The organism is Candidiatus Paracoxiella cheracis, assembly GCF_049348705.1.
GTDB classification, from domain to species: domain Bacteria; phylum Pseudomonadota; class Gammaproteobacteria; order Coxiellales; family Coxiellaceae; genus Paracoxiella; species Paracoxiella cheracis.
This window is the reverse complement of sequence record NZ_CP186485.1, coordinates 1802314-1826673: the sequence shown is the minus strand read 5'-3', so window position 1 is coordinate 1826673 and position 24360 is coordinate 1802314. Positions and strand designations below refer to the sequence as shown.

Genomic DNA, 24360 nt, shown 5'->3' with positions numbered 1-24360 from the left:
AAAGTTCGTGTTGGCAAGCAATTGAAATCGATCAAATGTTTTATGGTTTTTAAAAACAATTTCAAGAGGTGCCCTCAAGGAAATCTTAAAAAAGTTGATGCACCAATAATAAATGGCGTCCCCAACGGGATTCGAACCCGTGTTGCCGCCGTGAAAGGGCGGTGTCCTAGGCCTCTAGACGATGGGGACCCATAGTGTTGACTATGCTCAAAACGTTTTTAACGTCCAACTGGAGCTAAGCGGGGTCGAACCGCTGACCTCTTGAATGCCATCCAAGCGCTCTCCCAACTGAGCTATAGCCCCTAAGCAAAGAAGAGGCATTCTAGGGAGGATCCTACGACGTGTCAAGATGAGTAAATCAGCCGCATCGATAGATCAATGGCTTGCACATTCTTCGTTAGCGCGCCCACGGATATATAATCCACACCCGTCTCTGCAATCTGACGAAGGGTATCAAGATCAACCCCACCCGAAACTTCGAGCTTGGCTCGGCCACCATTTAACCGAACTGCTTCGTGCATTGAGGGCAGATCAAAATTATCGAGCATAATGATATGCGCATCCGCATCAATTGCTTGTTGTAATTCTTTTATATTTTCCACCTCAACTTCGATTGGCTTGTCAGGATGATTCATCCTAGCTTGATCGACAGCTTTTTGAATCGATCCACAACTGGCAATATGATTTTCTTTAATTAAATAAGCGTCATACAATCCCAGCCGATGGTTTTTTCCCCCTCCACATCGAACCGCATATTTTTGTGCATATCGCAACCCCGGAATGGTTTTACGCGTATCGAGCAATTGTGCATGAGTGCCTGCTAACTGTTTTACATACTGATTAACTTTTGTTGCTGTCCCCGATAAAGTTTGCAACCAATTTATCGCACAACGTTCGCCCGTTAGTAGCGAACGTGCTGAACCTGATAGAGTAACGAGCGATTGATTGGTTTTAACGTGATCGCCATCGTTTATTTTCCAATCAATTTTTACCGTTTCATCAACTTGGCGATAAACTTCTTCAACCCAGAGAGTGCCACAAATGACGGCCGACTCCCGAGTAATAATTTCTGCGCTCACAACAATGCCTTCGGGAATTAATTCAGCCGTAATATCGCCCGTGCCAATATCTTCAGCCAAGCTTGCTGCAACCGCTACGGCTATTTTTTCACTTTTTTGGCTTGGCGTCGTTTGCGTAGTGCCCATACGGTACCTATCGGTCCTGAAATTACATATAAAAATGTCAAAATTAATAAAATATCTGGTGGGTCAAATGAAATTAAGACAATAATCAACACCGTGATCAAAATAGCCATAAACGGAACTTTATTTCGAACGTCTAAATCTTTAAAGCTACGATACCGAATGGTGCTCACTTCTAATAAGCCCAACAGAATGGCTATCACAATCATCGTTATGGCAATAGCCTCTCCAGTGACGTTGTAAACGCTGCATGCCCAGATAATACTGGCAACAAAAGCAGCGGTGGGCGTTGTGGGTAATCCTTGAAAGTAACGCTTATCGATTTTTTTTGCTTGAATATTAAATCGTGCTAAGCGCAAAGCGGTACACACGGCAAAGATGAACGCAGCCAACCAGCCAGGCTTGCCCATGACCGCGAGTGCCCAGGTATACATGACCAAGGCTGGCGCAATCCCAAAGCTCACCATGTCGGAAAAACTATCTAGCTGAGCACCGAACTCACTCTCAGCATGCATGAGCCGGGCAATCCGCCCATCCAAACCATCCAAAATCACAGCAACCCAAATAGCAATCGCCGCATATTGATAGTGGCCTTTCATCGCAGCAACGATGGCATAGAACCCGGCAAACATGGCCGCCACTGTAAATAAGTTGGGCAAAAGATAGATACCACGCATCCGGCGAGCCCTAGGTGCTTTTTCTGTATTCATTTAGACCCCTATACCCCAATCTATTTCCTAGTGGCATTCCTCAAAAGTGCTATAATAGGCGCCAACTAGGAAGATGGACTAAATATACCACAGAAAGTACTTTGGCAGTTATTTGCAAGATGACAGACAAGAAAAAAATTATTATTGAAGGTGTCACCGAAAGCGGCGAAACGTTCCGTCCGAGCGATTGGGCTGAGCGGATGAGTGGCAAGTTATCAACGTTTCGCAAGCATCGCATACACTATTCACCGATGTTGCAACCTTCTATAAAAGACGGACATAAATGTGTCGTACTCGATCCCAATCTTAAACAATCAAACCCCGACCTTTATGAATCGATCATGAAATTTGCGAAAGCCAATAAATTAAAAATATGTGATGAAGATACCGAAACGGATTCTGATACGTAATATGCCTGACAATTTACTGACGTTCCATGAGCAAATTTTTTCTAATGGCAAAAATCATTTCGATGCTTTGCTAAATGATATTGCTCATGCTAAAAAAAGTATCGACCTAGAAACCTACGCATTTCACAATGATCATCTTGGACAACAAATTGCAACAGCTCTTGCTGCAGCAGCCAAGCGCGGCATTAAAGTACGCATCCTAGTGGATGGCTGTGGCAGCCCATTATGGAGCACCAGCTTTGCAAAAATGTTAGAGCAAACGGGTGCCGTCACTAAAGTATTCCACCCATTTCCTTGGCAATTGTGGAATTGGAGCCGCTCCGTCGTTAAATTACCGTTATTATTGAAATGGATTTATTTAATTCTCAAAATTAATTTTCGCAATCATCGTAAGGTTTGTGTGATTGACAAAAAAATTGCGTATATCGGCAGTTTCAATATTAGCAAACATCATTTAGAAACTTCCGAAGGTGGCGATAATTGGCGAGACCTTTCTGTCCGTTTGTCTGGGATCGACATCAGTGAATTAAATAAAGCGTTTAATGGAGCCTGGCACCATCGCACCGTGAGAGAACGTATCCGCGATATTTTCCGTCAAGTACGAAAAGACCCACCCATTCGATTAAATTACACTCGTCATCGACGACGGATTTTATATAAAAATTTATTACGAAAAATTGCACAATGTAAGCAACGGATTTGGATTACAAACGCTTATTTTGTACCTGATAATTTTTTATTGAAAAAATTAAAAGACGCTGCGCAATCCGGTATTGATGTTCGCATATTATTACCACGAAATTCTGATGTGATGATGATGCCATGGGCCTCTTCGACCTTTTATTACAGCTTATTAAAGGCGGGCGTTCGGATTTTTGAATATTTACCCAGCATGCTTCATGCAAAATCGCTAATCTTAGACAATTGGATGCTGATTGGCTCAAGCAACTTAAACCACCGTAGTCTATTACATGATTTAGAAGCGGACATTAATATCACTACTCCCGATGCAAAACAAACATTAGAGCAACAATTTTTAAGTGACATTAATCAGTCTCGCGAAATTTCACTAGATAGTTGGAACACCATGCGCCCACGCCGACAACGCATCATGGGCCGACTGGTGTTGTATATGAAATATTGGATTTGAGCAACAAACAGAACCTAATTACCCCCCTGCATCTCAGCTATGATTTCAAGGGATAAGCCGGTAGCCTGCGCTACCATAGAGGGATCGATTCCTTTAGCAAGAAAATTCTCCGCTATTTCTTTGGCCGCTTCGATTTTACCTTCCGCTTTACCTATAGTTCTACCTTCACGCCTTAAGCGTTCTGCTAGTGTCATTGCTTCATCTCCTATTTCCGGTGATAGTTCATGCGTGAGTCGGTTTTGTAAAATCTCAGTCTATGCTGTATTTTGTTCGTCCATTTAATGAACGATTGAGTGAGACTACCGGTATGAATTGTCCGCATTGTGATTCAAGTGTTACAAAGGGTTTAAAAAAGCTGACGTCTTTAGGGTATAAACAGTTTGTTTGCAGTGATTGTGGTAAGCAATTTAATCAACGCAGTGGCACAGCGTTGAACTTTATCATGTATCCAACGGATGTGGTTAGGACGGTAGTTCAGTATTATTATCAGTTTAAAGTCAGTCTCCACGATGTAGTTGCGTTAATGGTGATGCGGGGTTTTCATGTAACGCATCAAACGGTTCATAATTGGGTGCATCGTTTTGGTCCGGCGCTTGGGATGAGATTACGGGCACGCCGGTATCAAAAATCCAATGACCGTTGGCACGTCGATTGTACTTATTTACGTATTGAAGGCCGTTGGTGTTATTTTTACAGGGCGATTGATGAAAAGGGCGATTTGATCGATGTCTATTTAAGTGATGTACGAGATCAGCAGGCCGCAGAAAACTTCTTCAAGCAGGCGGCTAAAACGAGTGGCATTTATCCTGAGCAAATCACGACTGATAAAGAGCCCGCCCTTTATCCTGCGATCCAAGCTGTCTTTGGTGAGTATACCGACCATCGGGATAATAACTATTTGAATAATCGTATTGAGCAATCCCATCGAGGCATCAAATCACGTATGCGTGTCAAGCGTGTCGCGATGCTCGTGATAGATTATTGCCATCCCTGTCAATAATCGACTCGCAATACGCGACAACTTAAATAGCCGCGGACGTCCTCGTCGCCCGCGCTCCGCGACCTCACGGCTCGACTACGCACGGGCTCTCAAATGACTTGACGGCTCGTAAAGATTTTTTGCAGTCGCTTACGCTCGGCAAAAAATCCGAGCCTACCGCGGAATACGCGCCTTCGCTTCGCTCTCCATGGCGCGCATCGGATGAAGGGATTCAAGAATATATTTTGCGCATTACGGTTTTGTACAGTCTTTGAAGAAATACAGCAGTTTTTTAGAGAAACAAATAAAAATCTCAGGACAATTCTATCTAAATTTCAAACCTTCAATCGATGCGAGCCATGGAGAGGCGAAGCCGATGGCGAGTATTCCGCGGCAGCCGCCGATTTTTGACAGAGCGGAGTGCCGAAGGAACGGAGTTCCGTAGGCAGCGTAGCGAGTGGCAAAAATCTGTAGGCGGCGTCGAGTCATCTGGAGACAGTGCGCAGTCGGCCGCGAGGTCGCGGAGCGCTGTCGACGGGGACGTCCGCGGCTATTTAGGTTGTCGCGTATTGCGAGTCGATTATTGACAGGGATGCCAATAATCTATCACGAGCATCGCGACACACTTCCAATTATTCCAACAAGCTTTCTGAATAACTCTATTATATTGGACTTTGGATAAATTTATAAAAATAATTAAAAATTGCTTGACATAGAAACCGAAAAAAAATTTTACGTTGTAAACAACGTTTGTTCGAAAAAATAAAATAAGGAACAAACGATGTTAGCGACAGAAAAACTAAAACAATTCCGTACATTCCTCTACAACATCTTCCCCGCGCGACGCGATGCCAATATGAATTTACTCGATGCCCTTTCAAGCCATGGCCATCGCTGCAAAACACCTATAGAATTATGTGAATCGCCATACTTTGAACGTGAATACAGTAGTATTACCGATGCGATTAGCGATGGTTTGTCGGTAGCAAATTGTTGGGATAGCATGATGAAAATACAATATGAACATGTGAGTCATAGCGATGACCGTGTGATCATTATTGCGGATACGACACCACAGTCGCGTCAAAGTGCACACTGTGTTGAAGATCGCCATGTGGTTTACAGCCCTAATCCAGCACCGGGTAACAAACCGATTACCATTGGACATGAATATTCAACGGTATCACTATTGCCCAATGATGGTGCAGCTCAAGAAAAGCATTGGTTAGTTCCACTGGATACGAGGCGCGTTAAAAGCGATGAAAAAGGCAATGTAGTTGGGATGCAGCAAATTAACCGTTGTATTGCAGACTTAGCGCTTACTCATAAATTGGTGGTTAGCGTGGCTGATTCAAAATATGGTACAGAAGCTTGCCGTAAACTGGTTAGCGAAAATCCCAATTGGGTACATCTTTTCCGTTTTAACAGTACCCGTAATGTTTTCGCGCCCGCATCAATAGAAGATAATACCTCAGGAAGTATAAAACGCTATGGTGATGCGATGAAACTAAACGACAGCACGACTCACCGTGAATCCGATGAGATTGTGCAGCAACCCATTACAACCCGCAGTGGCAAAACTTACCAATTGGAGATTAAAATATGGCGTGACCAATTACTGCGTGGTTCAAAGCAATTTAAAGGATATGAGCATCCTGTTACTGTTGTGCAATTGGTTGCGGTTGATGCTAACGGTAAATCTTTATATAAAAATCCACTCTGGTTAGGACTCGCTGGTGAACGACGTAATGAAATCACAGCATTAGAAGCCTATCACTATTACGATAGACGCTATGACATTGAACACTACTTTCGTTTTGGTAAAGACAAACTGTTATTTGACCGATACCAAACACCGGATGTTAAGCACGAAGAAGATTGGTGGCGGATGACAGCATTAGCGTATACGCAACTTTATCTAGCGAGGAATCTTGCCCCGATTTTACCGAAAAAATGGGAGCGGTATTTGCCGAGCTTCCAAGTGGATAACGAAAAACCATCAATAACTGCGACCCCTTCACAAACGCAACGGGGTTTTTCTACGGTGCTTGATACCGTTGGCACGCCTGCTAATCTCTGCAAACCACGCGGTAATCCGCAAGGCAGAACCAAAGGTGATACGCAGGGGAAACGCACGCGACATCCTGCTATTTTCAAAAATAGCAACTCAAAAATTAAAACGATTCAGAGGACTGAAGAAAAGACGCAAAACTCAGACCCTGAAAAAATAGAGGATTTGATTGGGATAGTAAAATCATGGTTGGATAAAATAAATTTTACACCTGAGCAATTCTACGAATTGCTGCAAAAAACAGCTTAAGATTTAGAAACTCACATTTTTTGATTATTGTCCTAACTGGCAAGGGATTTTATTTATCCAAAGTCCAATATTATAGAAGCATATGAGTCAATAGTTGACTGAGTTTTTAAAGAACCGAAAAATTGAAGTAGACGCTGTGGAAAAGCAAATTGACGTTGTTGAGGAGTTAATAAGCAACATAAGACAGAGTAATATAGAAAATTTTAAGAAAAATTTTCACGAAAATGAAAAGCTTTTATCTAGTGATCCTATGGGAAAATCTTTTGTTGATCAAGTAAAGTCTGTTTTTTGTTATATGGTGACTAAGGTTTGTGGATTTTTTGGGAGAGCTGACAATCCTAGAGGAAAGTTCGCAAAAGAGGTAGAAAAGCAAATTCCGTCTCTTGCGCCTGCCGCTTAGGGGAGCCTATATATTGGACTTTGGATAAATAAAATCCCTTGCCAGTTAGGACAATAATCAAAAAATGTGAGTTTCTAAATCTTAAGCTGTTTTTTGCAGCAATTCGTAGAATTGCTCAGGTGTAAAATTTATTTTATCCAACCATGATTTTACTATCCCAATCAAATCCTCTATTTTTTCAGGGTCTGAGTTTTGCGTCTTTTCTTCAGTCCTCTGAATCGTTTTAATTTTTGAGTTGCTATTTTTGAAAATAGCAGGATGTCGCGTGCGTTTCCCCTGCGTATCACCTTTGGTTCTGCCTTGCGGATTACCGCGTGGTTTGCAGAGATTAGCAGGCGTGCCAACGGTATCAAGCACCGTAGAAAAACCCCGTTGCGTTTGTGAAGGGGTCGCAGTTATTGATGGTTTTTCGTTATCCACTTGGAAGCTCGGCAAATACCGCTCCCATTTTTTCGGTAAAATCGGGGCAAGATTCCTCGCTAGATAAAGTTGCGTATACGCTAATGCTGTCATCCGCCACCAATCTTCTTCGTGCTTAACATCCGGTGTTTGGTATCGGTCAAATAACAGTTTGTCTTTACCAAAACGAAAGTAGTGTTCAATGTCATAGCGTCTATCGTAATAGTGATAGGCTTCTAATGCTGTGATTTCATTACGTCGTTCACCAGCGAGTCCTAACCAGAGTGGATTTTTATATAAAGATTTACCGTTAGCATCAACCGCAACCAATTGCACAACAGTAACAGGATGCTCATATCCTTTAAATTGCTTTGAACCACGCAGTAATTGGTCACGCCATATTTTAATCTCCAATTGGTAAGTTTTGCCACTGCGGGTTGTAATGGGTTGCTGCACAATCTCATCGGATTCACGGTGAGTCGTGCTGTCGTTTAGTTTCATCGCATCACCATAGCGTTTTATACTTCCTGAGGTATTATCTTCTATTGATGCGGGCGCGAAAACATTACGGGTACTGTTAAAACGGAAAAGATGTACCCAATTGGGATTTTCGCTAACCAGTTTACGGCAAGCTTCTGTACCATATTTTGAATCAGCCACGCTAACCACCAATTTATGAGTAAGCGCTAAGTCTGCAATACAACGGTTAATTTGCTGCATCCCAACTACATTGCCTTTTTCATCGCTTTTAACGCGCCTCGTATCCAGTGGAACTAACCAATGCTTTTCTTGAGCTGCACCATCATTGGGCAATAGTGATACCGTTGAATATTCATGTCCAATGGTAATCGGTTTGTTACCCGGTGCTGGATTAGGGCTGTAAACCACATGGCGATCTTCAACACAGTGTGCACTTTGACGCGACTGTGGTGTCGTATCCGCAATAATGATCACACGGTCATCGCTATGACTCACATGTTCATATTGTATTTTCATCATGCTATCCCAACAATTTGCTACCGACAAACCATCGCTAATCGCATCGGTAATACTACTGTATTCACGTTCAAAGTATGGCGATTCACATAATTCTATGGGTGTTTTGCAGCGATGGCCATGGCTTGAAAGGGCATCGAGTAAATTCATATTGGCATCGCGTCGCGCGGGGAAGATGTTGTAGAGGAATGTACGGAATTGTTTTAGTTTTTCTGTCGCTAACATCGTTTGTTCCTTATTTTATTTTTTCGAACAAACGTTGTTTACAACGTAAAATTTTTTTTCGGTTTCTATGTCAAGCAATTTTTAATTATTTTTATAAATTTATCCAAAGTCCAATATATAGACTTAAAGATTGATTTCATTACGATTGAATCGACCCCTCCTCTGCTTCGCTGTGCTTTGTACAGCTACGCAGAGGAGAGATAGTTAAGTAGTTATTTCACCATTTCTTTCAGGCGTTTTAACGTGCGAACCTTAACGACATTGCGCGCAGGTTTTGCTTTGAACGTAATCATTTCACCTGTGAATGGATTAATGCCACGACGAGATTTCGTAGCAGGTTTGCGTTTTACAACGCATTTCATCAAGCCAGGTACAGTAAATTCACCAGCGCCACCTTTGCGAAGATGACGATGCATTAAATTGGCCAATTCTTCAAAAACAGCAGACACTTGCTTTTTGCTAAGTTCCGTAGAGTCAGCAATATGTGTCATTAACTGAGATTTGTTGAGTGCTGTGCGAATTGCAGTTGTAGCAGCAGCTTTTCTAGGTGCAGCTCGACGAGCTGATTTTTTTGTTCTACGAGCGGGAGATTTTCTTCTCACTGTAGATTTTCTTTTAGTAGATTTTCTCTTAGCCGTTTTTCTTTTTTTTCTAGCTGGCATAAAACTTCCTCTTTATTAGTCCATTAACGATTGATTTAATTGATTGCGGTAGCAATCACCACTGTTAGAAAATATCACATTTTTGACGAAAAGCACATGTTTTTTAGGGTTTTTTTGGTGTTTTTAACGAAAAAAATGCCAAAAATGCTATTTTTAGGGGGTTTTGTGTGTTTCGGAATGATTTTAGAATGAGTTTTAAACTGTTTTCTATCTAAGGGAGTTTCAAGGGCGGCACAGGGAATTACTGTTTTGTGGCGTAAGTACCGTAGATGTTAGAGAGAGCGACAACCGCACCACAATTTGAGTCTATATCTCGATAGGTGCCTAGCCCCTTGTATAATCCCCGATTGTGCTGTACCATTCTGTGCCTTTCCCAGATATATGATATACGAGGGTTTCTGATGACAACTTATATGGCGAATGAAGCCACAATTATGGCGAATGAAGCCACAATAGACCGAAAGTGGTATCTCGTCGATGCCAAGGGCAAAACCTTAGGCAGACTAGCTAGCGTGCTGGCATCGCGCCTGCGGGGCAAGCACAAGCCTGAATACACACCTCACGCGGACACCGGTGATTTCTTCGTGATAATCAACGCTGATAAGATCGCGGTTACGGGGAATAAGGTTGAAGACAAGCTCTATCACTGGCACACTGGTTATCCAGGTGGTATAAAGACTCAAACTTTTGCTGAAATGCAAGAGAAAAGCCCGGCTCGTGTGTTAGAATTAGCGGTCAAAGGCATGCTCCCGAGAGGCCCATTGGGTCGCGAAATGCTGGGGAAATTAAAGGTATTTGCCGGGGAGACCCATCCTCATGCAGCGCAAAAACCTGAGAAAATCGATTTATAAAGAGGCATCATGGCAGTAGCACAAGTAAAGCAAAATCTAGGCACAGGTCGACGAAAAACGGCTAGTGCACGAGTGTTTTTAAGATCTGGGAAAGGTGAAATCATCGTTAACGGCAAGCCGTTAGATGAGTTTTTTGGCCGCGAAACAGAGCGAATGGTCGTCCGGCAGCCACTGGTAGCCGTGGATGTTACAGATAAATTTGACGTTTTAGTTAGCGTCAATGGTGGTGGCAGCAGCGGCCAAGCAGGTGCGATTCGACACGGAATTACACGTGCATTGCTTGAACATGATGAAGAAGGGGGTGATGAAGGAGGCAGTGGTTGGCGCAAGATACTCCGCCAAGCTGGTTTTGTCACTCGCGACCCACGTATGGTGGAGCGCAAAAAAGTCGGTCGTCATAAGGCGAGAAAAGGCACACAATTCTCTAAACGTTAACAGAGTTATCGTTTTGCCAGAGATGACCCAGGGAGTTATTAATGACCATGTTGAAGCGTTCGATTATGACATTATATTCAGGACCACTAGATATCTACAGCCACCAAGTTCGCATCGTTTTAGCTGAAAAAGGTGTGAGCGTCGATGTGCTTAACGTCGATGAAAATCATCCCTGCGAAGATTTAATCGATCTTAATCCCTATAATTCTTTGCCCACATTAGTAGATCGCGAGCTCGTTTTATATAATTCCCGCGTCATTATGGAATATTTGGATGAGCGTTTTCCGCATCCGCCCTTGTTGCCAGTTTATCCCGTGTCACGCGCAAAAAGTCGTTTGATGATGTATCGTATCGAACGTAACTGGTACAAGCTGATCAAAGCGATTGAAATAGGTACACCGAAGCAGGCGGAAGCAGCACGTGAAGAGTTAAAAAATTCTTTAGTGACTGTGTTGCCTGTGTTTGCCAACTCACCTTATTTTTTAAGCGAAGAGTTTACATTAGTAGATTGTTGCATTGCGCCCTTGCTGTGGCGTCTACCGCATTTAGACGTCAAATTGCCTAAAAAGGCGAAGGCGATTTCAGAATATGAGGACCGAGTTTTTGCGCGGGAATCTTTTCAAGCCAGCTTGACGGAAGCTGAGCGGGAATTAAGAGAGTCGGATGAATTCTAGCCGGCCTTATTTATTGCGCGCCATTTACGAATGGTTGATCGATAATTCACTTACTCCTTACATCATGGTCGATGCAATGGCTTCGGGTGTCGAAGTCCCTGAACGCTTCGTGGAGGATGGTAAAATTGTTTTGAATATCGAATCACAAGCGGTTGGGAATTTACGTTTAGGCAACGATGCTGTTGAGTTTGATGCACGGTTTTCGGGTATTGCCCATCATATTTTCATCCCTGTCAGCGCGGTTAAAGCAATCTATGCTTTTGAAAATGGTCGTGGGATGGTATTCAGCGATGAGGATGGTGATGATGAGGGGGGCGGTGATCTACCTCCGTCTGGCACCACCAAACCACCCGTCAAAAAAGGCCGTCCGAATTTGAAGGTTGTGAAATAAGGATTAGGTGTTAGGTGTTAGGGATTAGGGTTCTTTAAAAACTCAGTCAACTATTGACTCATATGCTTCTATAATAGAGTTATTCAGAAAGCTTGTTGGAATAATTGATTGAAGGTTTGAAATTTAGATAGAATTGTCCTGAGATTTTTATTTTTTTCTCTAAAAAACTGCTGTATTTCTTCAAAGACTGTACAAAACCGTAATGCGCAAAATATATTCTTGAATCCCTTCATCACACGCATACGTGATTTGATGCCTCGATGGGATTGCTCAATACGATTATTCAAATAGTTATTATCCCGATGGTCGGTATACTCACCAAAGACAGCTTGGATCGCAGGATAAAGGGCGGGCTCTTTATCAGTCGTGATTTGCTCAGGATAAATGCCACTCGTTTTAGCCGCCTGCTTGAAGAAGTTTTCTGCGGCCTGCTGATCTCGTACATCACTTAAATAGACATCGATCAAATCGCCCTTTTCATCAATCGCCCTGTAAAAATAACACCAACGGCCTTCAATACGTAAATAAGTACAATCGACGTGCCAACGGTCGGCTTTGTTGCCTAACCTCACGGCTTTGTCTGTGTCGCAAAATTTAGGCGCAACGATAACTCGCCGGCATTCCTAGCCGTGTCATTTTATTTAACACACCACAACCGATCATTGATTCGATTTTTTGCCGTACAAAATCTCGAGCATGTAACGTACTACCCAATATTCTTTTGTAGCGTTGAATCGCCAACTCTGAATAATTCCGATAACCGTATTGTCTTATTCGTTGCCAAGCGATTCGGCCCAATGCTTTTAGTTGCTTAACATTACCATTACGTTGTGTATGATTATTTTTATCATAAACAGCATCACTATCAGGCGGCATTATTATAGCGGCTCCTTTAAAGTAATTTGATAATATTTCATAAACAGGATTCTTATCGTAGGCACCATCGGCGCTGACATGGCCCACTTTGCAAGTAAGTTGCTTTGATAACGTTGCAACGCTTTGGCAAGGCTTTGTTGCCTAACTAAAACATGAACAATCTATGTAATTTTTGCTGTCTATATTATAATCAGCACCCCACGATTTTTAAGCAGAGGGCGCCTCATATGCCAAATAAATATCCAAACAAAAAAGGCTGGACGATTCCCAAGCAGAAATACAAGGTGAGCAATTGGCGTGAATATAATAATGCATTACGCAATCGTGCCAATATTGAAATCTGGATATCCGATGATATTATTCATTCGTGGTATGAAAAAGATCGTGTGTATGATGGCAAAGGCGCACCCCAAAAGTTCACGGATCTTGCGATCATTACGTGCCATGAAATTCGGCAAGTTTTTCGTTTAGCGTTGAGGCAATGTCAAGGGTTTATGAATTCAATTTTCAAGATGAAAGCCCTTAATATAAAATCACCGGATTACAGTTGCTTGTCAAAACGGTTAGCGCTTTTAACTATTCAGTCGCCTCGTTACAGGAAAACGGAATCGGCAGATAAAAGCGTTGTGGCTATCGCCCTTGACTCCACTGGGTTAAAACGGTTTGGCAGAGGTGAATGGCATCAGGAAACATATACATTATCAGCCAAACGGAGTTGGCGTAAATTGCATATAGCCGTTGATAATAAACATATTATTCATGGTAATGATTTAACGGATCGCTTTACGGCGGATTGCCAAAGCGTTGCAACGTTATCAAAGCAACTTACTTGCAAAGTGGGCCATGTCAGCGCCGATGGTGCCTACGATAAGAATCCTGTTTATGAAATATTATCAAATTACTTTAAAGGAGCCGCTATAATAATGCCGCCTGATAGTGATGCTGTTTATGATAAAAATAATCATACACAACGTAATGGTAATGTTAAGCAACTAAAAGCATTGGGCCGAATGGCTTGGCAACGAATAAGACAATACGGTTATCGGAATTATTCAGAGTTGGCGATTCAACGCTACAAAAGAATATTGGGTAGTACGTTACATGCTCGAGATTTTGTACGGCAAAAAATCGAATCAATGATCGGTTGTGGTGTGTTAAATAAAATGACACGGCTAGGAATGCCGGCGAGTTATCGTTGCGCCTAAATTTTGCGACACAGACAAAGCCGTGAGGTTAGGCAACAAAGCCACTCGAAAATACGCAACCCTAACTAAGGTGAGCCGAGCAACAGCCTATCGAGAGTTAGCCGATTTAGTTCAGAAAAAGTGTTTGATTCCGGTTATAGGAAAAGGACGAAGCAGTAGTTATAAAGTTAAGTGGTGATTCACAACACAACCAACCTTCCCCGATACATCCCCATCTGACAAGTAAACTCAAATTCACCTGTTTTATCAGGGGTAAAGGTAATATCTACCGATTTCCCAACAGGCAATTCAGCGCTTTTATTGAAATCTGAAAAAATGACGGTGCCCGCACACGGCGTTTCATCTTCACGAATAAAACGCAATGTAATCGATTTGCCTTTTTGAGTTTGCACCACATCAGGCGAGTAAACACCATTAGCCACTTTAATTTCAATGAATTTTTTTGCAATGCTCACTGCTTTCTTTTTCTTTGCCAACCAAAACCACCCGATGACAAAGACGATTAAAGCAACACCAATAATGTTGACGATGACATAGCTCATTAACAAGCATCCCTCAAAACAGTTATCCCAAATTTATTTTATACGCGCCCAACTGCTGAATTGTCAACAACAATACAAAACCTAATTTTCAACCCCGGTATTGCGCTGACTGCGCAATCCAATACGATAACACTCATGGGCGATAACAATATTCATGATAAATATTTTCGTTTTGCCATGAGCAGAGTAGATGTTGCCAGAGAGTTTATGGAGCAACATTTGCCAAAAGATGTGTTATCTATCACGGATTTATCTTCTTTAAAGCTACAAAAAGAAAGCTTTATTGATCCAAATTTGCGACAAGTTGTCTCAGATGTTTTATATAAAGCGAAAATACAAGGTTGTGATAGTTATATTTATCTTCTCGCTGAACATCAAAGCACCCCCGATCGATGGATGCCATTTCGTTTACTGCGCTATACATGCAACATTATGGCGCATCATATTAAAAATAATAAAGAAAATGTTTTGCCCGTAGTAGTTCCTCTTGTATTTTATCATGGCAAAAAAATCTATCCTTACAGTACAGATATTTTCGATTTATTTGGAAAAGAAAAAAATTTAGCAAAAAATACGCTATTAAAACCATTCCATTTGATTGATGTGAATACTATTCCTGATGAAACACTCAAACAAAAAACACGAAGTGGTATTCTCACCTTCATACAAAAACATATTTATGCCCGAAATTTGGCAAATCACTTACGTAAAATATTGCCATTATTACAACAACTTGTGACAGAGCATGATAATGATTATATAATAGCGACTATAAAATATGTGATAGATGCAGGTAATCTTAAAAACGTTGAAGAGTTTACAACATTTACTCATGAACTTAACCCAAACCTAGGAGCTAATATGATGACTTTAGGCGAACGACTCAGAGCTGAAGGCAAGGAACAAGCCCTTACAGCAATTATAGAGGCTGTTGACTCACTCAATAAAGAAACTGACCCCGAAGCAATCTCCAAAGCAAAAGATAAATTTATCAACCCCAAACTCGGAGACAAAATAATGACGCTAGGCGAACGACTCAGAGCCGAAGGCAAGGAACAAGCCCTTACAGCAGTTGCCATCAATATGTTAAACCAGGGAACTGACTCTGAAACTATTTCACAAGCGACAGGCCTATCGATTGAAATAGTAAATCAACTAGCTTTACAAAAAGCACAAGAAACTGAATAAATCAGGGTAACTTATTCAGCTGTGAGCTTACAGAACGCTCATATTTATGAAAAAACCGCAAACGATTAGCATTCGTCACAACCGTCACGGATGACAATGCCATCGCAGCGCCTGCGATCACGGGATTTAAAAGTACTCCCACCAGCGGATAAAACACGCCTGCAGCGATAGGAATACCTAGGGTATTATAAACAAAGGCACCGAATAAATTTTGTTTAATATTACGGACCGTGGCTCGCGAAATTGCAATAGAATTCACGACACCTTTTAGCGAACCACCCATTAATGTCACATCGGCACTTTCTATCGCGACATCGGTACCCGTGCCGATTGCAAATCCAACATCCGCTGAAGCTAAGGCAGGTGCGTCATTGATCCCATCACCCACCATGCCCACAATTTCACCTTTTTGCTGTAAGGCGCTCACCTTTTCTGCCTTATCTTGTGGCAAAACTTCGGCGATAAAATCATCAATGCCAACGGCTGATGCCACCGCTTTTGCAGTTTGTGGATTATCACCCGTGATCATCACGACCTTTAACCCTTTTTTCTGCAATTGCGCAATAGCGTCTTTAGAATCTGCTTTAATTGGATCTGCCACGGAAACAATACCCAAGGCTTTTCCATTTAATGCAACATACACAGGGGTTTGGCCTTCACCCGCTAGCTTTTCAGCAATCTCAGGCAAATTTTTCAAATCGATATTGTTTTGATCCATTAATTGTTTCTTGCCTAAATAGGCTTTTTGATTTTCATATAATGCCGTGACACCATGCCCCGTAATCGCCTGAAATCCAGTGACGTTTTTAGGTTTAATATTTTTTTTCTTAGCGCCAACAACGATCGCCTCTGCCAACGGATGCTCTGACCCCGCTTCCACACTCGCCGCTACCGTTAATAGCGTTGTTTCATCGACACCCTCAAGTGTTTCAACATGCACTAAGGCAGGCTTTCCTTCTGTTACTGTGCCGGTTTTATCTAATACAATTGTTGTTAGCTTGGTTGCAGTTTGCAGCGCATCGCCGTTACGAATCAATATTCCTATTTCTGCTGCTTTTCCCACTCCCACAATGACAGAAGTGGGCGTTGCCAAACCGAGCGCACAAGGGCACGCAATCACTAACACAGCAACACTCGTCACTAAGACAAATGCCGCTTTCGGATCTGGCCCAAAGTCATACCAACCAAGCGCTGTTAAAATAGCAATAATGACGACTGTTGGCACGAATAGGGAAGACACTTTATCTGCCAACCGACCTATCGTAGGTTTGGAATTTTGCGCCTGCTGAACCATTTCTACGATATGTGCTAGCGCAGTGTCTTTACCCACGTGTGTCGCTTTATAAATAAAAGTTCCTGATTTATTAATCGTACCACCAACCACCTCATCTCCCTGTTTTTTATGCACAGGCAAGGGCTCACCCGTTAACATGGATTCATCGATTTGAGAGTCGCCTTCTAAAATCTCACCATCCACCGCGATTTTTTCACCGGGGCGAACACGTAATCGATCACCTGCTTGTATTTCTTCAATAGGCACATCGATTTCTTCACCATCACGAATCACACGCGCTGTTTTCGGTTGTAATCCGATTAAACGTTTTATTGCTTCAGAGGTTTTACCACGTGCCCGCACTTCCAATGCAGCACCAAAGGTAATAAAGGCAATTAAAATAGCGGATGTATCAAAATACACATGTCGCGCTATTGTTGGTATCCAAAAGGGAATTAACACAACAATTGTCGAATAGAGCCATGCAATGCCAGTACCTAACGCAACTAATGTATCCATGTTGGCGCTGTGACGCCAAAAGGATTTCCAGGCACTTTTAAAGATATGCCCTCCTGAAAAATATAATACGAAAAACCCAAATACTGCGACGATGACCCAAGGCCACTGGATATAAGGCACATCCACCCGCGGTAACCAATGCCAAAATAAATCGATAAATAACGGTATACCTACAATAATGGCAAATACTGATTTTCGAAGCATACGGTGATAATGGTGTGAACTGTCTTCTGTGGCACTATCTGAACCTTGATCATCGACAGGCTTTGCCTCATAGCCTTCTTTCTTCAGGGTGTCTATTAAAGTTTGAGCTTTAACATCCCCTTCTACCGTTGCTGTCTTCGAAGCGTAATTAAGAGAAGCAGTTTGCACACCAGAAACATTTTTTAAAATACTCTCGATTTTCGCAACACAACTTGCACAATGAATATTACGAATGATTAGTTGGTGCTTCATTGGCGGCTTCCTTATTTAAAAGAATAACCATATCATAACCCACTTCATCCTCTTTTGCGGCAAAACCTTCACACACGCAGTAACCCAACACTGCAATTAATGTTTCACCCACATAAATCAACGGAATGCGATCACGTTGCCAAGGTGGAACTCTCCACTCTTGCATCAAGTTTTTTAACGAATGGGTTTCTTTACGACCGACAGGCTGACAACGCTCACCTCCCTGGCGAAAACGCACGGTAATTTGATCGGACTTCAGCGCAGCAGAAATTCCATGGCCACTTACCGTTTTAACGGATAATGTTCCCAAATGATCAGGCAGCGGCAAGGGTCTTCTTAAATCCCAGGGAATGATTTGACTCGCATCGTGCGCTGACAATGAATCCATTAAATATAGGCGATTTTGATAGCGTCGAATTTCAGCATTATCCCAGCTTACTTCGGGCTGTGCATCTTCGCAGGCCTGTAAAACTGTTTCAACAATTTGTTTTAAATGTTTTGTATTCGGCAAACGATAACCCCGCCAAACAATCCAACGCCGCAATATGTTACGCTGACGTTCTTCCGATAATTGTGCGAGAGAGCTTATCAGTAATGATTGCCGAGTTTCATCACTCACCCATTTTAAGTCAATATCCGCTAATTGATCCAATAATTCAGCACTCTCACCGCAGTGTTGCGCTGAGCGCGTGAGTGTCGTTAGCGCTTCTGGCCACCGTGCTTGTAATCTAGGCACGATTTGATGACGCATATAGTTGCGATCAAATCGCATTTCCGAATTACTGTCATCTTCGATCCATTTTAACGCATGTTGATTTGCATAAACCTCAAGTTGTTCGCGCGTGAATGTCAATAATGGTCGGAGCAAATGACCTTGCGAAAATGTTTTTTTAATCGGCATGGCCGCAAGGCCTTTAACGCCAGCACCGCGCATGAGCTGTAATAATAATGTTTCTGCTTGATCGTTTTTCGTGTGCGCTGTGATTAAGTTTTCATTAAAGGACAACAATTTCTTAAAACATTCATAACGCGCTGCACGCGCCGCAGCCTCAATACTATCACCTGGTTTAATATTCAATTCCACAGATTGGGAAATCAATTCAATGCCTAAATCGCTGCATACCCGTTCGCAATGCTTTTGCCATGCATCTGCATTGGAATTTAACCCATGATTAACATGAATGACACGCACCTGAATATTGGGATGCTGACTCGCTATTTCGCGCATTGCGTGTAATAACACATGCGAATCCAAACCGCCGCTGTAAGCAATACAAAAATGAGGCTGATCGGTTAGCGTACCGAGAATTTGGATTAATTGATCAGAACTAAACATCTTATAAACAGCATTAGTCTTTGCCGTAACTGAGCCAACGCTTATAACGTTCATCTAATAAACCATCAATTGGTTTGGATTTTAAAATTGCTAAATTACCAATTAATCGCTCTTTTAATTTAACTGCCATGGCATCCGCATCACGATGCGCACCGCCTAATGGTTCTGCGATAATTTCGTCAATTAAGCCGAGTTCATACAGTCGATCCGCGGTGAGGCCTAAGGCTTGTGCTGCATCACCTGCTTTTTCTGCACTTTTCCACAAAATAGAGGCACAGCCTTCCGGCGAAATCACGGAATAATACGAATATTGCAGCATTAATGACTTATCACCAACACCGATTGCCAATGCCCCACCAGAGCAACCCTCTCCAATAATAGTGCAAATAATCGGTGTTTTTAATTGCGACATTTCATATAAATTGCGGGCAATCGCTTCACTTTGGTTGTGCTCTTCAGCACCCACCCCGGGATAAGCACCCGGCGTATCGATAAACGTTAGAACAGGCACATCGAAACGTTCGGCGAGCTTCATCAATCGCAGTGCTTTACGAAACCCTTCCGGGTTCGCCATGCCAAAATTACGCTCCACTTTTTCTTTGGTCGTACGCCCTTTTTGATGACCGATCACCATGACCGGCTCACCCTCCAAGCGTGCTAAACCCGCGACAATGGCTGATGCCTGTGAGGAATGTCGATCACCTTGCAACTCTTCAAAATCCGTCAAGATGCGTTTGATATAATCCATTGTATAGGGCCGCAATGGATGACGCGCCAACTGAACAATCTGCTGGGCACTGAGGTCTGAAAAAATTTGCTGGGTGAGCGTTACACTTTTTTCTTCCAACCTTGCCACCTCTTCACTGAGGTTCAAGTCTTGGCTGGTACCCACACGCCGCAGCTCATCAATTTTTTCCTGCAACTCAGCGATGGGCTGTTCAAAATCAAGGTAATCAAGGTTCATAAGGTGCCCTATTAATTAATGTGGTAGATAATTAAATAATGTAGCATAACCCACTCTGCTGTGAAACCGATCGAACTTGAGCGGCCTCTGCCACAGAATTGAATACCCTTGTTGCTATAAACACCGCATTTAGGTCTCAATAAAGCAATATGTGTATAATGGCGGACAACTCTTGCACAAAATCTTAATAAGTATTTGATTTATTGACATTTATCAAGATCGTATACTATAGTCTTTGTGTAGCTCAAAGGTCAATGTAAGGAGCTATATGTCACTAATATTTTATAAATGGCTGACTGCCGGCATCCTAGCTGTTATCACACTCTCTGCTGGATTGGCCTCACTACATTTTATTCGGCGAAACCAGCAACTCTTAGAAATTGGAGATGCCTTTGCTGATGGTATATTTTTAGGCGCTGCGGTATTTCATTTGGGCTTTGTTGCCTAACCTCACGGCTTTGTCTGTGTCGCAAAATTTAGGCGCAACGATAACTCGCCGGCATTCCTAGCCGTGTCATTTTATTTAACACACCACAACCGATCATTGATTCGATTTTTTGCCGTACAAAATCTCGAGCATGTAACGTACTACCCAATATTCTTTTGTAGCGTTGAATCGCCAACTCTGAATAATTCCGATAACCGTATTGTCTTATTCGTTGCCAAGCCATTCGGCCCAATGCTTTTAGTTGCTTAACATTACCATTACGTTGTGTATGATTATTTTTATCATAAACAGCATCACTATCAGGCGGCATTATTATAGCGGCTCCTTTAAAGTAATTTGATAATATTTCATAAACAGGATTCTTATCGTAGGCACCATCGGCGCTGACATGGCCCACTTTGCAAGTAAGTTGCTTTGATAACGTTGCAACGCTTTGGCAATCCGCCGTAAAGCGATCCGTTAAATCATTACCATGAATAATATGTTTATTATCAACGGCTATATGCAATTTACGCCAACTCCGTTTGGCTGATAATGTATATGTTTCCTGATGCCATTCACCTCTGCCAAACCGTTTTAACCCAGTGGAGTCAAGGGCGATAGCCACAACGCTTTTATCTGCCGATTCCGTTTTCCTGTAACGAGGCGACTGAATAGTTAAAAGCGCTAACCGTTTTGACAAGCAACTGTAATCCGGTGATTTTATATTAAGGGCTTTCATCTTGAAAATTGAATTCATAAACCCTTGACATTGCCTCAACGCTAAACGAAAAACTTGCCGAATTTCATGGCACGTAATGATCGCAAGATCCGTGAACTTTTGGGGTGCGCCTTTGCCATCATACACACGATCTTTTTCATACCACGAATGAATAATATCATCGGATATCCAGATTTCAATATTGGCACGATTGCGTAATGCATTATTATATTCACGCCAATTGCTCACCTTGTATTTCTGCTTGGGAATCGTCCAGCCTTTTTTGTTTGGATATTTATTTGGCATATGAACCGCCTTCTGCTTGAAAACCCTGGGGTGCTGATTATAATATAGACAGCAAAAATTACATAGATTGTTCATGTTTTAGTTAGGCAACAAAGCCTTATTACGCTAAAAGATTATCTGAAGGATTATGACTTTGTCTAAAACCTGTTAGTATTGCGCCATGACGATATCACAAAAACTTATTCGAAACTTTTCCATTATCGCCCATATTGACCATGGTAAATCGACGCTAGCCGATCGTTTTATTCAAGTTTGCGGTGGTTTGACTGAGCGCGAAATGAAGGCTCAAGTGCTTGATAGTATGGATATTGAGCGTGAGCGCGGGATTACCATCAAGGCACAAAGTGTCACGCTAGACTACGTAGCAAAAGATGGAAACACCTATCAATTGAACTTTATTGATACACCCGGTCACGTCGATTTTTCTTATGAAGTGTCGCGCTCACTCGCTGCTTGTGAAGGAGCACTATTGGTGGTTGATGCTGGGCAGGGAGTTGAAGCACAAACTGTAGCGACTTGTTACACCGCCATCGATCAGGGTCTCGAAGTCATTCCAGTATTAAATAAAATTGATCTGCCTCAGGCTGAACCCGAGCGTGTCAAACAGGAAATAGAAGATGTGATCGGTATCGATGCAAGTGATGCACTGATGGTTAGTGCCAAAGAGGGGCTTGGCATTCCAGAATTATTAGAGCAATTGGTTGCGCGAATCCCGCCGCCTCAGGGTGATTCCGACGCACCACTTCAGGCGCTCATTATTGATTCATGGTTCGATAGTTACTTGGGAGTGGTCTCATTAGTTCGAATCATGCAGGGCACGTTGAAAGTCGGTGATAAGGTTCGCATCATGTCCACGAGCAGGGATTACGCCATCGATCAACTTGGGCACTTCACACCAAAACGTAAATTATTACAAGAACTGGGTGCCGGATCCGTGGGTTTGATCGTGGCGGGCATTAAGGATATTTTTGGCGCCCCGGTGGGCGACACCATCACGCACACGAAAGGGTCTGCGTTGAAACCATTGCCCGGATTCAAGCAAATGAAGCCCCAGGTTTATGCGGGTATGTTTCCGATCGATGCGGATGATTACGAGGCTTTTCGTGAAGCCTTGGCGAAATTGCGCCTCAATGACGCTGCCTTGTTCTATGAGCCGGAATCTTCGGAAGCCCTAGGCTTTGGTTTTCGCTGCGGATTTTTAGGTATGTTGCACATGGAGATTGTGCAAGAGCGCCTCGAGAGAGAATACAATCTGGATTTGATCACAACAGCGCCGACCGTGATCTATGAAGTCGTTACAAAACAAGGGGATACGATTTATGTCGATAATCCCAGCGGCTTGCCTGAGCCCAATAAAATTTCTGAAATACGCGAACCCATCGCATTGGCTAACATGTTGTTACCAAAAGAATATTTGGGATCTGTGATTACTTTGTGTGTAGAAAAGCGCGGTGTTCAAAAGAAATTACTCTACTTAAGTAACCAAGTATCAATCAGTTACGAAATTCCCATGAGTGAAATTGTCTTGGATTTTTTTGATCGTTTAAAATCGGTTAGTCGCGGATTTGCCTCATTAGATTATAGCTTTAATCACTTTCAGGCCGCAGATCTGGTAAAATTGGACATCTTGATTAATGCTCAGAAAGTCGATGCGTTAGCGGCCATCGTGCATCGAGATCAAGCATTTTCACGCGGACGAGAATTAACAGAACGCTTGAAGGAATTAATTCCGCGGCAAATGTTTGAAATTGCTTTGCAAGCCGCCATCGGAGCAAAAATTATTGCACGCTCATCCATTAAAGCGATGCGAAAAAATGTCACAGCGAAATGTTATGGTGGCGATGTGAGTCGAAAACGGAAGTTGTTAGAGAAACAAAAAGCAGGTAAAAAACGCATGAAACAAGTGGGTAGGGTGTCGATTCCGCAGGAAGCATTTTTAGCTGTATTGAAGGTTGGTAGTAACAAATGATGTTTAATTTTGCTTTTTATTTAACAATTGCGGTGGTGATTACAGGCGTTATTACGCTGATTGATCGATTGTTTTTTTATAAAAAACGACGTGCCGTTGGTAAGAAGAAAGCTCCAACGGTGGTTGAATACGCGCGTGCATTTTTCCCTGTTTTATTGAGCGTGTGGATCCTGCGGTCTTTCCTCATTCAACCCTATCGTGTGCCGACAGGTTCATTAGAGCCAACGATCATGCCGGGTGATTTTATTGCTGTGCAGCAGTTTGCTTATGGGTTGCGACTACCTATTTTAAATAAAAAAATTGTCAGCATTGGTGAGCCTCAGCGTGGTCAGATTGTGTTGTTTCATTGGCCTAAAGATCCAAAAATTGTATTTGTTAAGCGTGTTATTGGTTTGCCAGGGGATCATGTGGTTTATAAAAATAAGGTGCTCTACATCAACGGCAAAAAAATGAATCAGACATTTTTGCATGATGCAGATGACTTGGGCAGTTACGGTTTTCGGCGTTTGGTTGAGGTCAAACAAGAAGATTTGGATGGCGTTAAACATAAAATTTATGTTCAGCCCATCGGTGGTGAAACCCAAGATTATAATATTACTGTGCCACCAGGCCATTATTTTATGATGGGTGATAATCGTGACAACAGTGATGATAGTCGTCAGTGGGGGTTCGTACCTGAAAAGGATTTAATTGGCAAAGCTTTTGGAATTTGGATGAGCTGGGATCCTCTAGAAAATGACATACGCTGGAATCGAATCGGTAAAGGATTATAGA

General features: G+C 42.4%; 27 protein-coding genes and 2 tRNA genes. 15 read left to right on the top strand and 14 right to left on the bottom strand.

Going from position 1 to position 24360, the window contains the following annotated elements; translation table 11 throughout:
- Window positions 1-113: 113 nt before the first annotated feature.
- The 4 genes from ACJMKR_RS09610 to pssA all read right to left on the bottom strand — a co-directional run bounded on the left by ACJMKR_RS09610 (window position 114) and on the right by pssA (window position 1912).
- Window positions 114-189 (bottom strand) — tRNA-Glu (locus tag ACJMKR_RS09610).
- A 41-nt stretch (window positions 190-230) separates the two neighbouring features.
- Window positions 231-303, bottom strand: a tRNA-Ala gene (locus ACJMKR_RS09605).
- A 41-nt stretch (window positions 304-344) separates the two neighbouring features.
- Window positions 345-1205: a carboxylating nicotinate-nucleotide diphosphorylase gene (nadC, locus tag ACJMKR_RS09600; protein ID WP_423062862.1), complete on the bottom strand. Its 861-nt coding sequence runs from the start codon at window positions 1203-1205 to the stop codon at window positions 345-347.
- Window positions 1160-1912, bottom strand: a complete 753-nt coding sequence (gene pssA, locus ACJMKR_RS09595) for a CDP-diacylglycerol--serine O-phosphatidyltransferase (RefSeq protein ID WP_423062861.1) — start codon at window positions 1910-1912, stop codon at window positions 1160-1162. Before pssA ends, nadC begins: the two co-directional genes overlap by 46 nt.
- A 119-nt stretch (window positions 1913-2031) precedes the next feature.
- Here pssA and ACJMKR_RS09590 point away from each other — a divergent pair, with 119 nt between their 5' ends.
- Both ACJMKR_RS09590 and ACJMKR_RS09585 read left to right on the top strand, forming a co-directional pair.
- Window positions 2032-2322 carry a DUF3579 domain-containing protein gene (locus ACJMKR_RS09590; protein WP_423062860.1) on the top strand — a complete coding sequence of 97 codons (291 nt, stop codon included), beginning with the start codon at window positions 2032-2034 and terminating at the stop codon, window positions 2320-2322.
- Window position 2323: 1 nt separating this feature from the next.
- A complete protein-coding gene (locus ACJMKR_RS09585; RefSeq protein ID WP_423062859.1) occupies window positions 2324-3472 on the top strand; it encodes a phospholipase D-like domain-containing protein in 1149 nt (382 codons plus the stop codon).
- 14 nt (window positions 3473-3486) lie between these two features.
- Here the strand turns inward: ACJMKR_RS09585 and ACJMKR_RS09580 are convergent, their stop codons facing one another.
- Window positions 3487-3666, bottom strand: a complete 180-nt coding sequence (locus tag ACJMKR_RS09580; protein ID WP_423062858.1) for a hypothetical protein — start codon at window positions 3664-3666, stop codon at window positions 3487-3489.
- A gap of 62 nt (window positions 3667-3728) precedes the next feature.
- Here ACJMKR_RS09580 and ACJMKR_RS09575 point away from each other — a divergent pair, with 62 nt between their 5' ends.
- The 4 genes from ACJMKR_RS09575 (at window position 3729) to ACJMKR_RS09560 (ending at window position 7171) form a co-directional block, all read left to right on the top strand.
- Window positions 3729-4472 (top strand): IS6 family transposase, encoded by a 744-nt coding sequence (locus ACJMKR_RS09575; protein ID WP_423062857.1) that lies wholly within the window; start codon window positions 3729-3731, stop codon window positions 4470-4472.
- Window positions 4473-4570: 98 nt separating this feature from the next.
- On the top strand, window positions 4571-4726 hold the full coding sequence (locus tag ACJMKR_RS09570; RefSeq protein WP_423062856.1) for a hypothetical protein: 156 nt from the start codon (window positions 4571-4573) through the stop codon (window positions 4724-4726).
- A gap of 506 nt (window positions 4727-5232) precedes the next feature.
- Window positions 5233-6771: a transposase gene (locus ACJMKR_RS09565; protein WP_423062352.1), complete on the top strand. Its 1539-nt coding sequence runs from the start codon at window positions 5233-5235 to the stop codon at window positions 6769-6771.
- Between the two features lie 94 nt (window positions 6772-6865).
- A complete protein-coding gene (locus tag ACJMKR_RS09560; RefSeq protein WP_423062855.1) occupies window positions 6866-7171 on the top strand; it encodes a hypothetical protein in 306 nt (101 codons plus the stop codon).
- 81 nt (window positions 7172-7252) lie between these two features.
- Here ACJMKR_RS09560 and ACJMKR_RS09555 read toward each other — a convergent pair whose 3' ends face one another.
- Window positions 7253-8791 (bottom strand): transposase, encoded by a 1539-nt coding sequence (locus tag ACJMKR_RS09555; protein ID WP_423062352.1) that lies wholly within the window; start codon window positions 8789-8791, stop codon window positions 7253-7255.
- A 212-nt stretch (window positions 8792-9003) separates the two neighbouring features.
- A complete protein-coding gene (locus ACJMKR_RS09550) occupies window positions 9004-9453 on the bottom strand; it encodes an HU family DNA-binding protein (RefSeq protein ID WP_423062854.1) in 450 nt (149 codons plus the stop codon).
- A gap of 401 nt (window positions 9454-9854) precedes the next feature.
- On the opposite strand from ACJMKR_RS09550, the gene rplM reads away from it, so the two are divergent.
- The 4 genes from rplM to ACJMKR_RS09530 are packed head-to-tail and all read left to right on the top strand — an operon-like array spanning window position 9855 to window position 11804.
- Window positions 9855-10304, top strand: coding sequence for a 50S ribosomal protein L13 (gene rplM / locus ACJMKR_RS09545; protein WP_425475592.1), 450 nt, complete (start codon window positions 9855-9857; stop codon window positions 10302-10304).
- 9 nt (window positions 10305-10313) lie between these two features.
- Window positions 10314-10739, top strand: a complete 426-nt coding sequence (rpsI, locus tag ACJMKR_RS09540) for a 30S ribosomal protein S9 (protein WP_423062853.1) — start codon at window positions 10314-10316, stop codon at window positions 10737-10739.
- Between the two features lie 47 nt (window positions 10740-10786).
- Window positions 10787-11413: a stringent starvation protein SspA gene (gene sspA, locus ACJMKR_RS09535; protein ID WP_423064233.1), complete on the top strand. Its 627-nt coding sequence runs from the start codon at window positions 10787-10789 to the stop codon at window positions 11411-11413.
- A complete protein-coding gene (locus ACJMKR_RS09530; protein ID WP_423062852.1) occupies window positions 11403-11804 on the top strand; it encodes a ClpXP protease specificity-enhancing factor in 402 nt (133 codons plus the stop codon). The genes sspA and ACJMKR_RS09530 overlap by 11 nt, the downstream gene beginning before the upstream one ends.
- Window positions 11805-11887: 83 nt before the next feature.
- Here the strand turns inward: ACJMKR_RS09530 and ACJMKR_RS09525 are convergent, their stop codons facing one another.
- Together ACJMKR_RS09525 and ACJMKR_RS09520 are read right to left on the bottom strand one after the other, a co-directional pair.
- Window positions 11888-12376, bottom strand: coding sequence for an IS6 family transposase (locus ACJMKR_RS09525; RefSeq protein ID WP_423062851.1), 489 nt, complete (start codon window positions 12374-12376; stop codon window positions 11888-11890).
- 22 nt (window positions 12377-12398) lie between these two features.
- The gene (locus ACJMKR_RS09520) at window positions 12399-12767 is read right to left on the bottom strand and encodes a hypothetical protein (RefSeq protein ID WP_423062850.1); all 369 of its coding nucleotides are present in this window, start codon (window positions 12765-12767) and stop codon (window positions 12399-12401) included.
- 140 nt (window positions 12768-12907) lie between these two features.
- Between ACJMKR_RS09520 and ACJMKR_RS09515 the strand changes: the two genes are divergently transcribed.
- Entirely contained in the window at window positions 12908-13885 is a 978-nt protein-coding gene (locus ACJMKR_RS09515) for an IS5 family transposase (protein WP_423062509.1), read from the top strand.
- A gap of 179 nt (window positions 13886-14064) precedes the next feature.
- Here the strand turns inward: ACJMKR_RS09515 and ACJMKR_RS09510 are convergent, their stop codons facing one another.
- Window positions 14065-14427 carry a cupredoxin domain-containing protein gene (locus tag ACJMKR_RS09510; RefSeq protein WP_423062849.1) on the bottom strand — a complete coding sequence of 121 codons (363 nt, stop codon included), beginning with the start codon at window positions 14425-14427 and terminating at the stop codon, window positions 14065-14067.
- A gap of 135 nt (window positions 14428-14562) precedes the next feature.
- Here ACJMKR_RS09510 and ACJMKR_RS09505 point away from each other — a divergent pair, with 135 nt between their 5' ends.
- Entirely contained in the window at window positions 14563-15615 is a 1053-nt protein-coding gene (locus ACJMKR_RS09505) for an Rpn family recombination-promoting nuclease/putative transposase (protein WP_423062848.1), read from the top strand.
- A 1-nt stretch (window position 15616) separates the two neighbouring features.
- On the opposite strand, the gene ACJMKR_RS09500 is transcribed toward ACJMKR_RS09505, so the two are convergent.
- The 3 genes from ACJMKR_RS09500 to ACJMKR_RS09490 are packed head-to-tail and all read right to left on the bottom strand — an operon-like array spanning window position 15617 to window position 20163.
- Entirely contained in the window at window positions 15617-17863 is a 2247-nt protein-coding gene (locus tag ACJMKR_RS09500; RefSeq protein WP_423062847.1) for a heavy metal translocating P-type ATPase, read from the bottom strand.
- A complete protein-coding gene (gene tilS, locus ACJMKR_RS09495) occupies window positions 17838-19199 on the bottom strand; it encodes a tRNA lysidine(34) synthetase TilS (RefSeq protein WP_423062846.1) in 1362 nt (453 codons plus the stop codon). Before tilS ends, ACJMKR_RS09500 begins: the two co-directional genes overlap by 26 nt.
- Before the next feature lie 13 nt (window positions 19200-19212).
- The gene (locus tag ACJMKR_RS09490) at window positions 19213-20163 is read right to left on the bottom strand and encodes an acetyl-CoA carboxylase carboxyltransferase subunit alpha (RefSeq protein ID WP_423062845.1); all 951 of its coding nucleotides are present in this window, start codon (window positions 20161-20163) and stop codon (window positions 19213-19215) included.
- A gap of 268 nt (window positions 20164-20431) precedes the next feature.
- On the opposite strand from ACJMKR_RS09490, the gene ACJMKR_RS09485 reads away from it, so the two are divergent.
- A complete protein-coding gene (locus ACJMKR_RS09485) occupies window positions 20432-20611 on the top strand; it encodes a hypothetical protein (RefSeq protein WP_423062844.1) in 180 nt (59 codons plus the stop codon).
- Between the two features lie 28 nt (window positions 20612-20639).
- Here ACJMKR_RS09485 and ACJMKR_RS09480 read toward each other — a convergent pair whose 3' ends face one another.
- On the bottom strand, window positions 20640-21617 hold the full coding sequence (locus ACJMKR_RS09480) for an IS5 family transposase (protein WP_423062509.1): 978 nt from the start codon (window positions 21615-21617) through the stop codon (window positions 20640-20642).
- Window positions 21618-21777: 160 nt separating this feature from the next.
- On the opposite strand from ACJMKR_RS09480, the gene lepA reads away from it, so the two are divergent.
- The gene (gene lepA / locus ACJMKR_RS09475) at window positions 21778-23586 is read left to right on the top strand and encodes a translation elongation factor 4 (protein WP_423062843.1); all 1809 of its coding nucleotides are present in this window, start codon (window positions 21778-21780) and stop codon (window positions 23584-23586) included.
- Window positions 23583-24359: a signal peptidase I gene (lepB, locus tag ACJMKR_RS09470; RefSeq protein ID WP_423062842.1), complete on the top strand. Its 777-nt coding sequence runs from the start codon at window positions 23583-23585 to the stop codon at window positions 24357-24359. The genes lepA and lepB overlap by 4 nt, the downstream gene beginning before the upstream one ends.
- The last annotated feature ends 1 nt before the right edge of the window (window position 24360 follow it).

Coding starts and splice junctions, on each gene's coding strand:
- ACJMKR_RS09480 (WP_423062509.1), bottom strand. CDS start 21,617: ATGCCAAATAAATATCCAAACAAAAAAGGCTGGACGATTCCCAAGCAG.
- ACJMKR_RS09485 (WP_423062844.1), top strand. CDS start 20,432: ATGTCACTAATATTTTATAAATGGCTGACTGCCGGCATCCTAGCTGTT.
- ACJMKR_RS09530 (WP_423062852.1), top strand. CDS start 11,403: ATGAATTCTAGCCGGCCTTATTTATTGCGCGCCATTTACGAATGGTTG.
- lepB (WP_423062842.1), top strand. CDS start 23,583: ATGATGTTTAATTTTGCTTTTTATTTAACAATTGCGGTGGTGATTACA.
- ACJMKR_RS09505 (WP_423062848.1), top strand. CDS start 14,563: ATGGGCGATAACAATATTCATGATAAATATTTTCGTTTTGCCATGAGC.
- sspA (WP_423064233.1), top strand. CDS start 10,787: ATGTTGAAGCGTTCGATTATGACATTATATTCAGGACCACTAGATATC.
- nadC (WP_423062862.1), bottom strand. CDS start 1,205: ATGGGCACTACGCAAACGACGCCAAGCCAAAAAAGTGAAAAAATAGCC.
- rpsI (WP_423062853.1), top strand. CDS start 10,314: ATGGCAGTAGCACAAGTAAAGCAAAATCTAGGCACAGGTCGACGAAAA.
- ACJMKR_RS09585 (WP_423062859.1), top strand. CDS start 2,324: ATGCCTGACAATTTACTGACGTTCCATGAGCAAATTTTTTCTAATGGC.
- tilS (WP_423062846.1), bottom strand. CDS start 19,199: ATGTTTAGTTCTGATCAATTAATCCAAATTCTCGGTACGCTAACCGAT.
- ACJMKR_RS09515 (WP_423062509.1), top strand. CDS start 12,908: ATGCCAAATAAATATCCAAACAAAAAAGGCTGGACGATTCCCAAGCAG.
- ACJMKR_RS09500 (WP_423062847.1), bottom strand. CDS start 17,863: ATGAAGCACCAACTAATCATTCGTAATATTCATTGTGCAAGTTGTGTT.
- lepA (WP_423062843.1), top strand. CDS start 21,778: ATGACGATATCACAAAAACTTATTCGAAACTTTTCCATTATCGCCCAT.
- ACJMKR_RS09590 (WP_423062860.1), top strand. CDS start 2,032: ATGACAGACAAGAAAAAAATTATTATTGAAGGTGTCACCGAAAGCGGC.
- ACJMKR_RS09555 (WP_423062352.1), bottom strand. CDS start 8,791: ATGTTAGCGACAGAAAAACTAAAACAATTCCGTACATTCCTCTACAAC.
- ACJMKR_RS09510 (WP_423062849.1), bottom strand. CDS start 14,427: ATGAGCTATGTCATCGTCAACATTATTGGTGTTGCTTTAATCGTCTTT.
- ACJMKR_RS09575 (WP_423062857.1), top strand. CDS start 3,729: ATGCTGTATTTTGTTCGTCCATTTAATGAACGATTGAGTGAGACTACC.
- pssA (WP_423062861.1), bottom strand. CDS start 1,912: ATGAATACAGAAAAAGCACCTAGGGCTCGCCGGATGCGTGGTATCTAT.
- ACJMKR_RS09490 (WP_423062845.1), bottom strand. CDS start 20,163: ATGAACCTTGATTACCTTGATTTTGAACAGCCCATCGCTGAGTTGCAG.
- ACJMKR_RS09565 (WP_423062352.1), top strand. CDS start 5,233: ATGTTAGCGACAGAAAAACTAAAACAATTCCGTACATTCCTCTACAAC.
- ACJMKR_RS09580 (WP_423062858.1), bottom strand. CDS start 3,666: ATGACACTAGCAGAACGCTTAAGGCGTGAAGGTAGAACTATAGGTAAA.
- rplM (WP_425475592.1), top strand. CDS start 9,855: ATGACAACTTATATGGCGAATGAAGCCACAATTATGGCGAATGAAGCC.
- ACJMKR_RS09550 (WP_423062854.1), bottom strand. CDS start 9,453: ATGCCAGCTAGAAAAAAAAGAAAAACGGCTAAGAGAAAATCTACTAAA.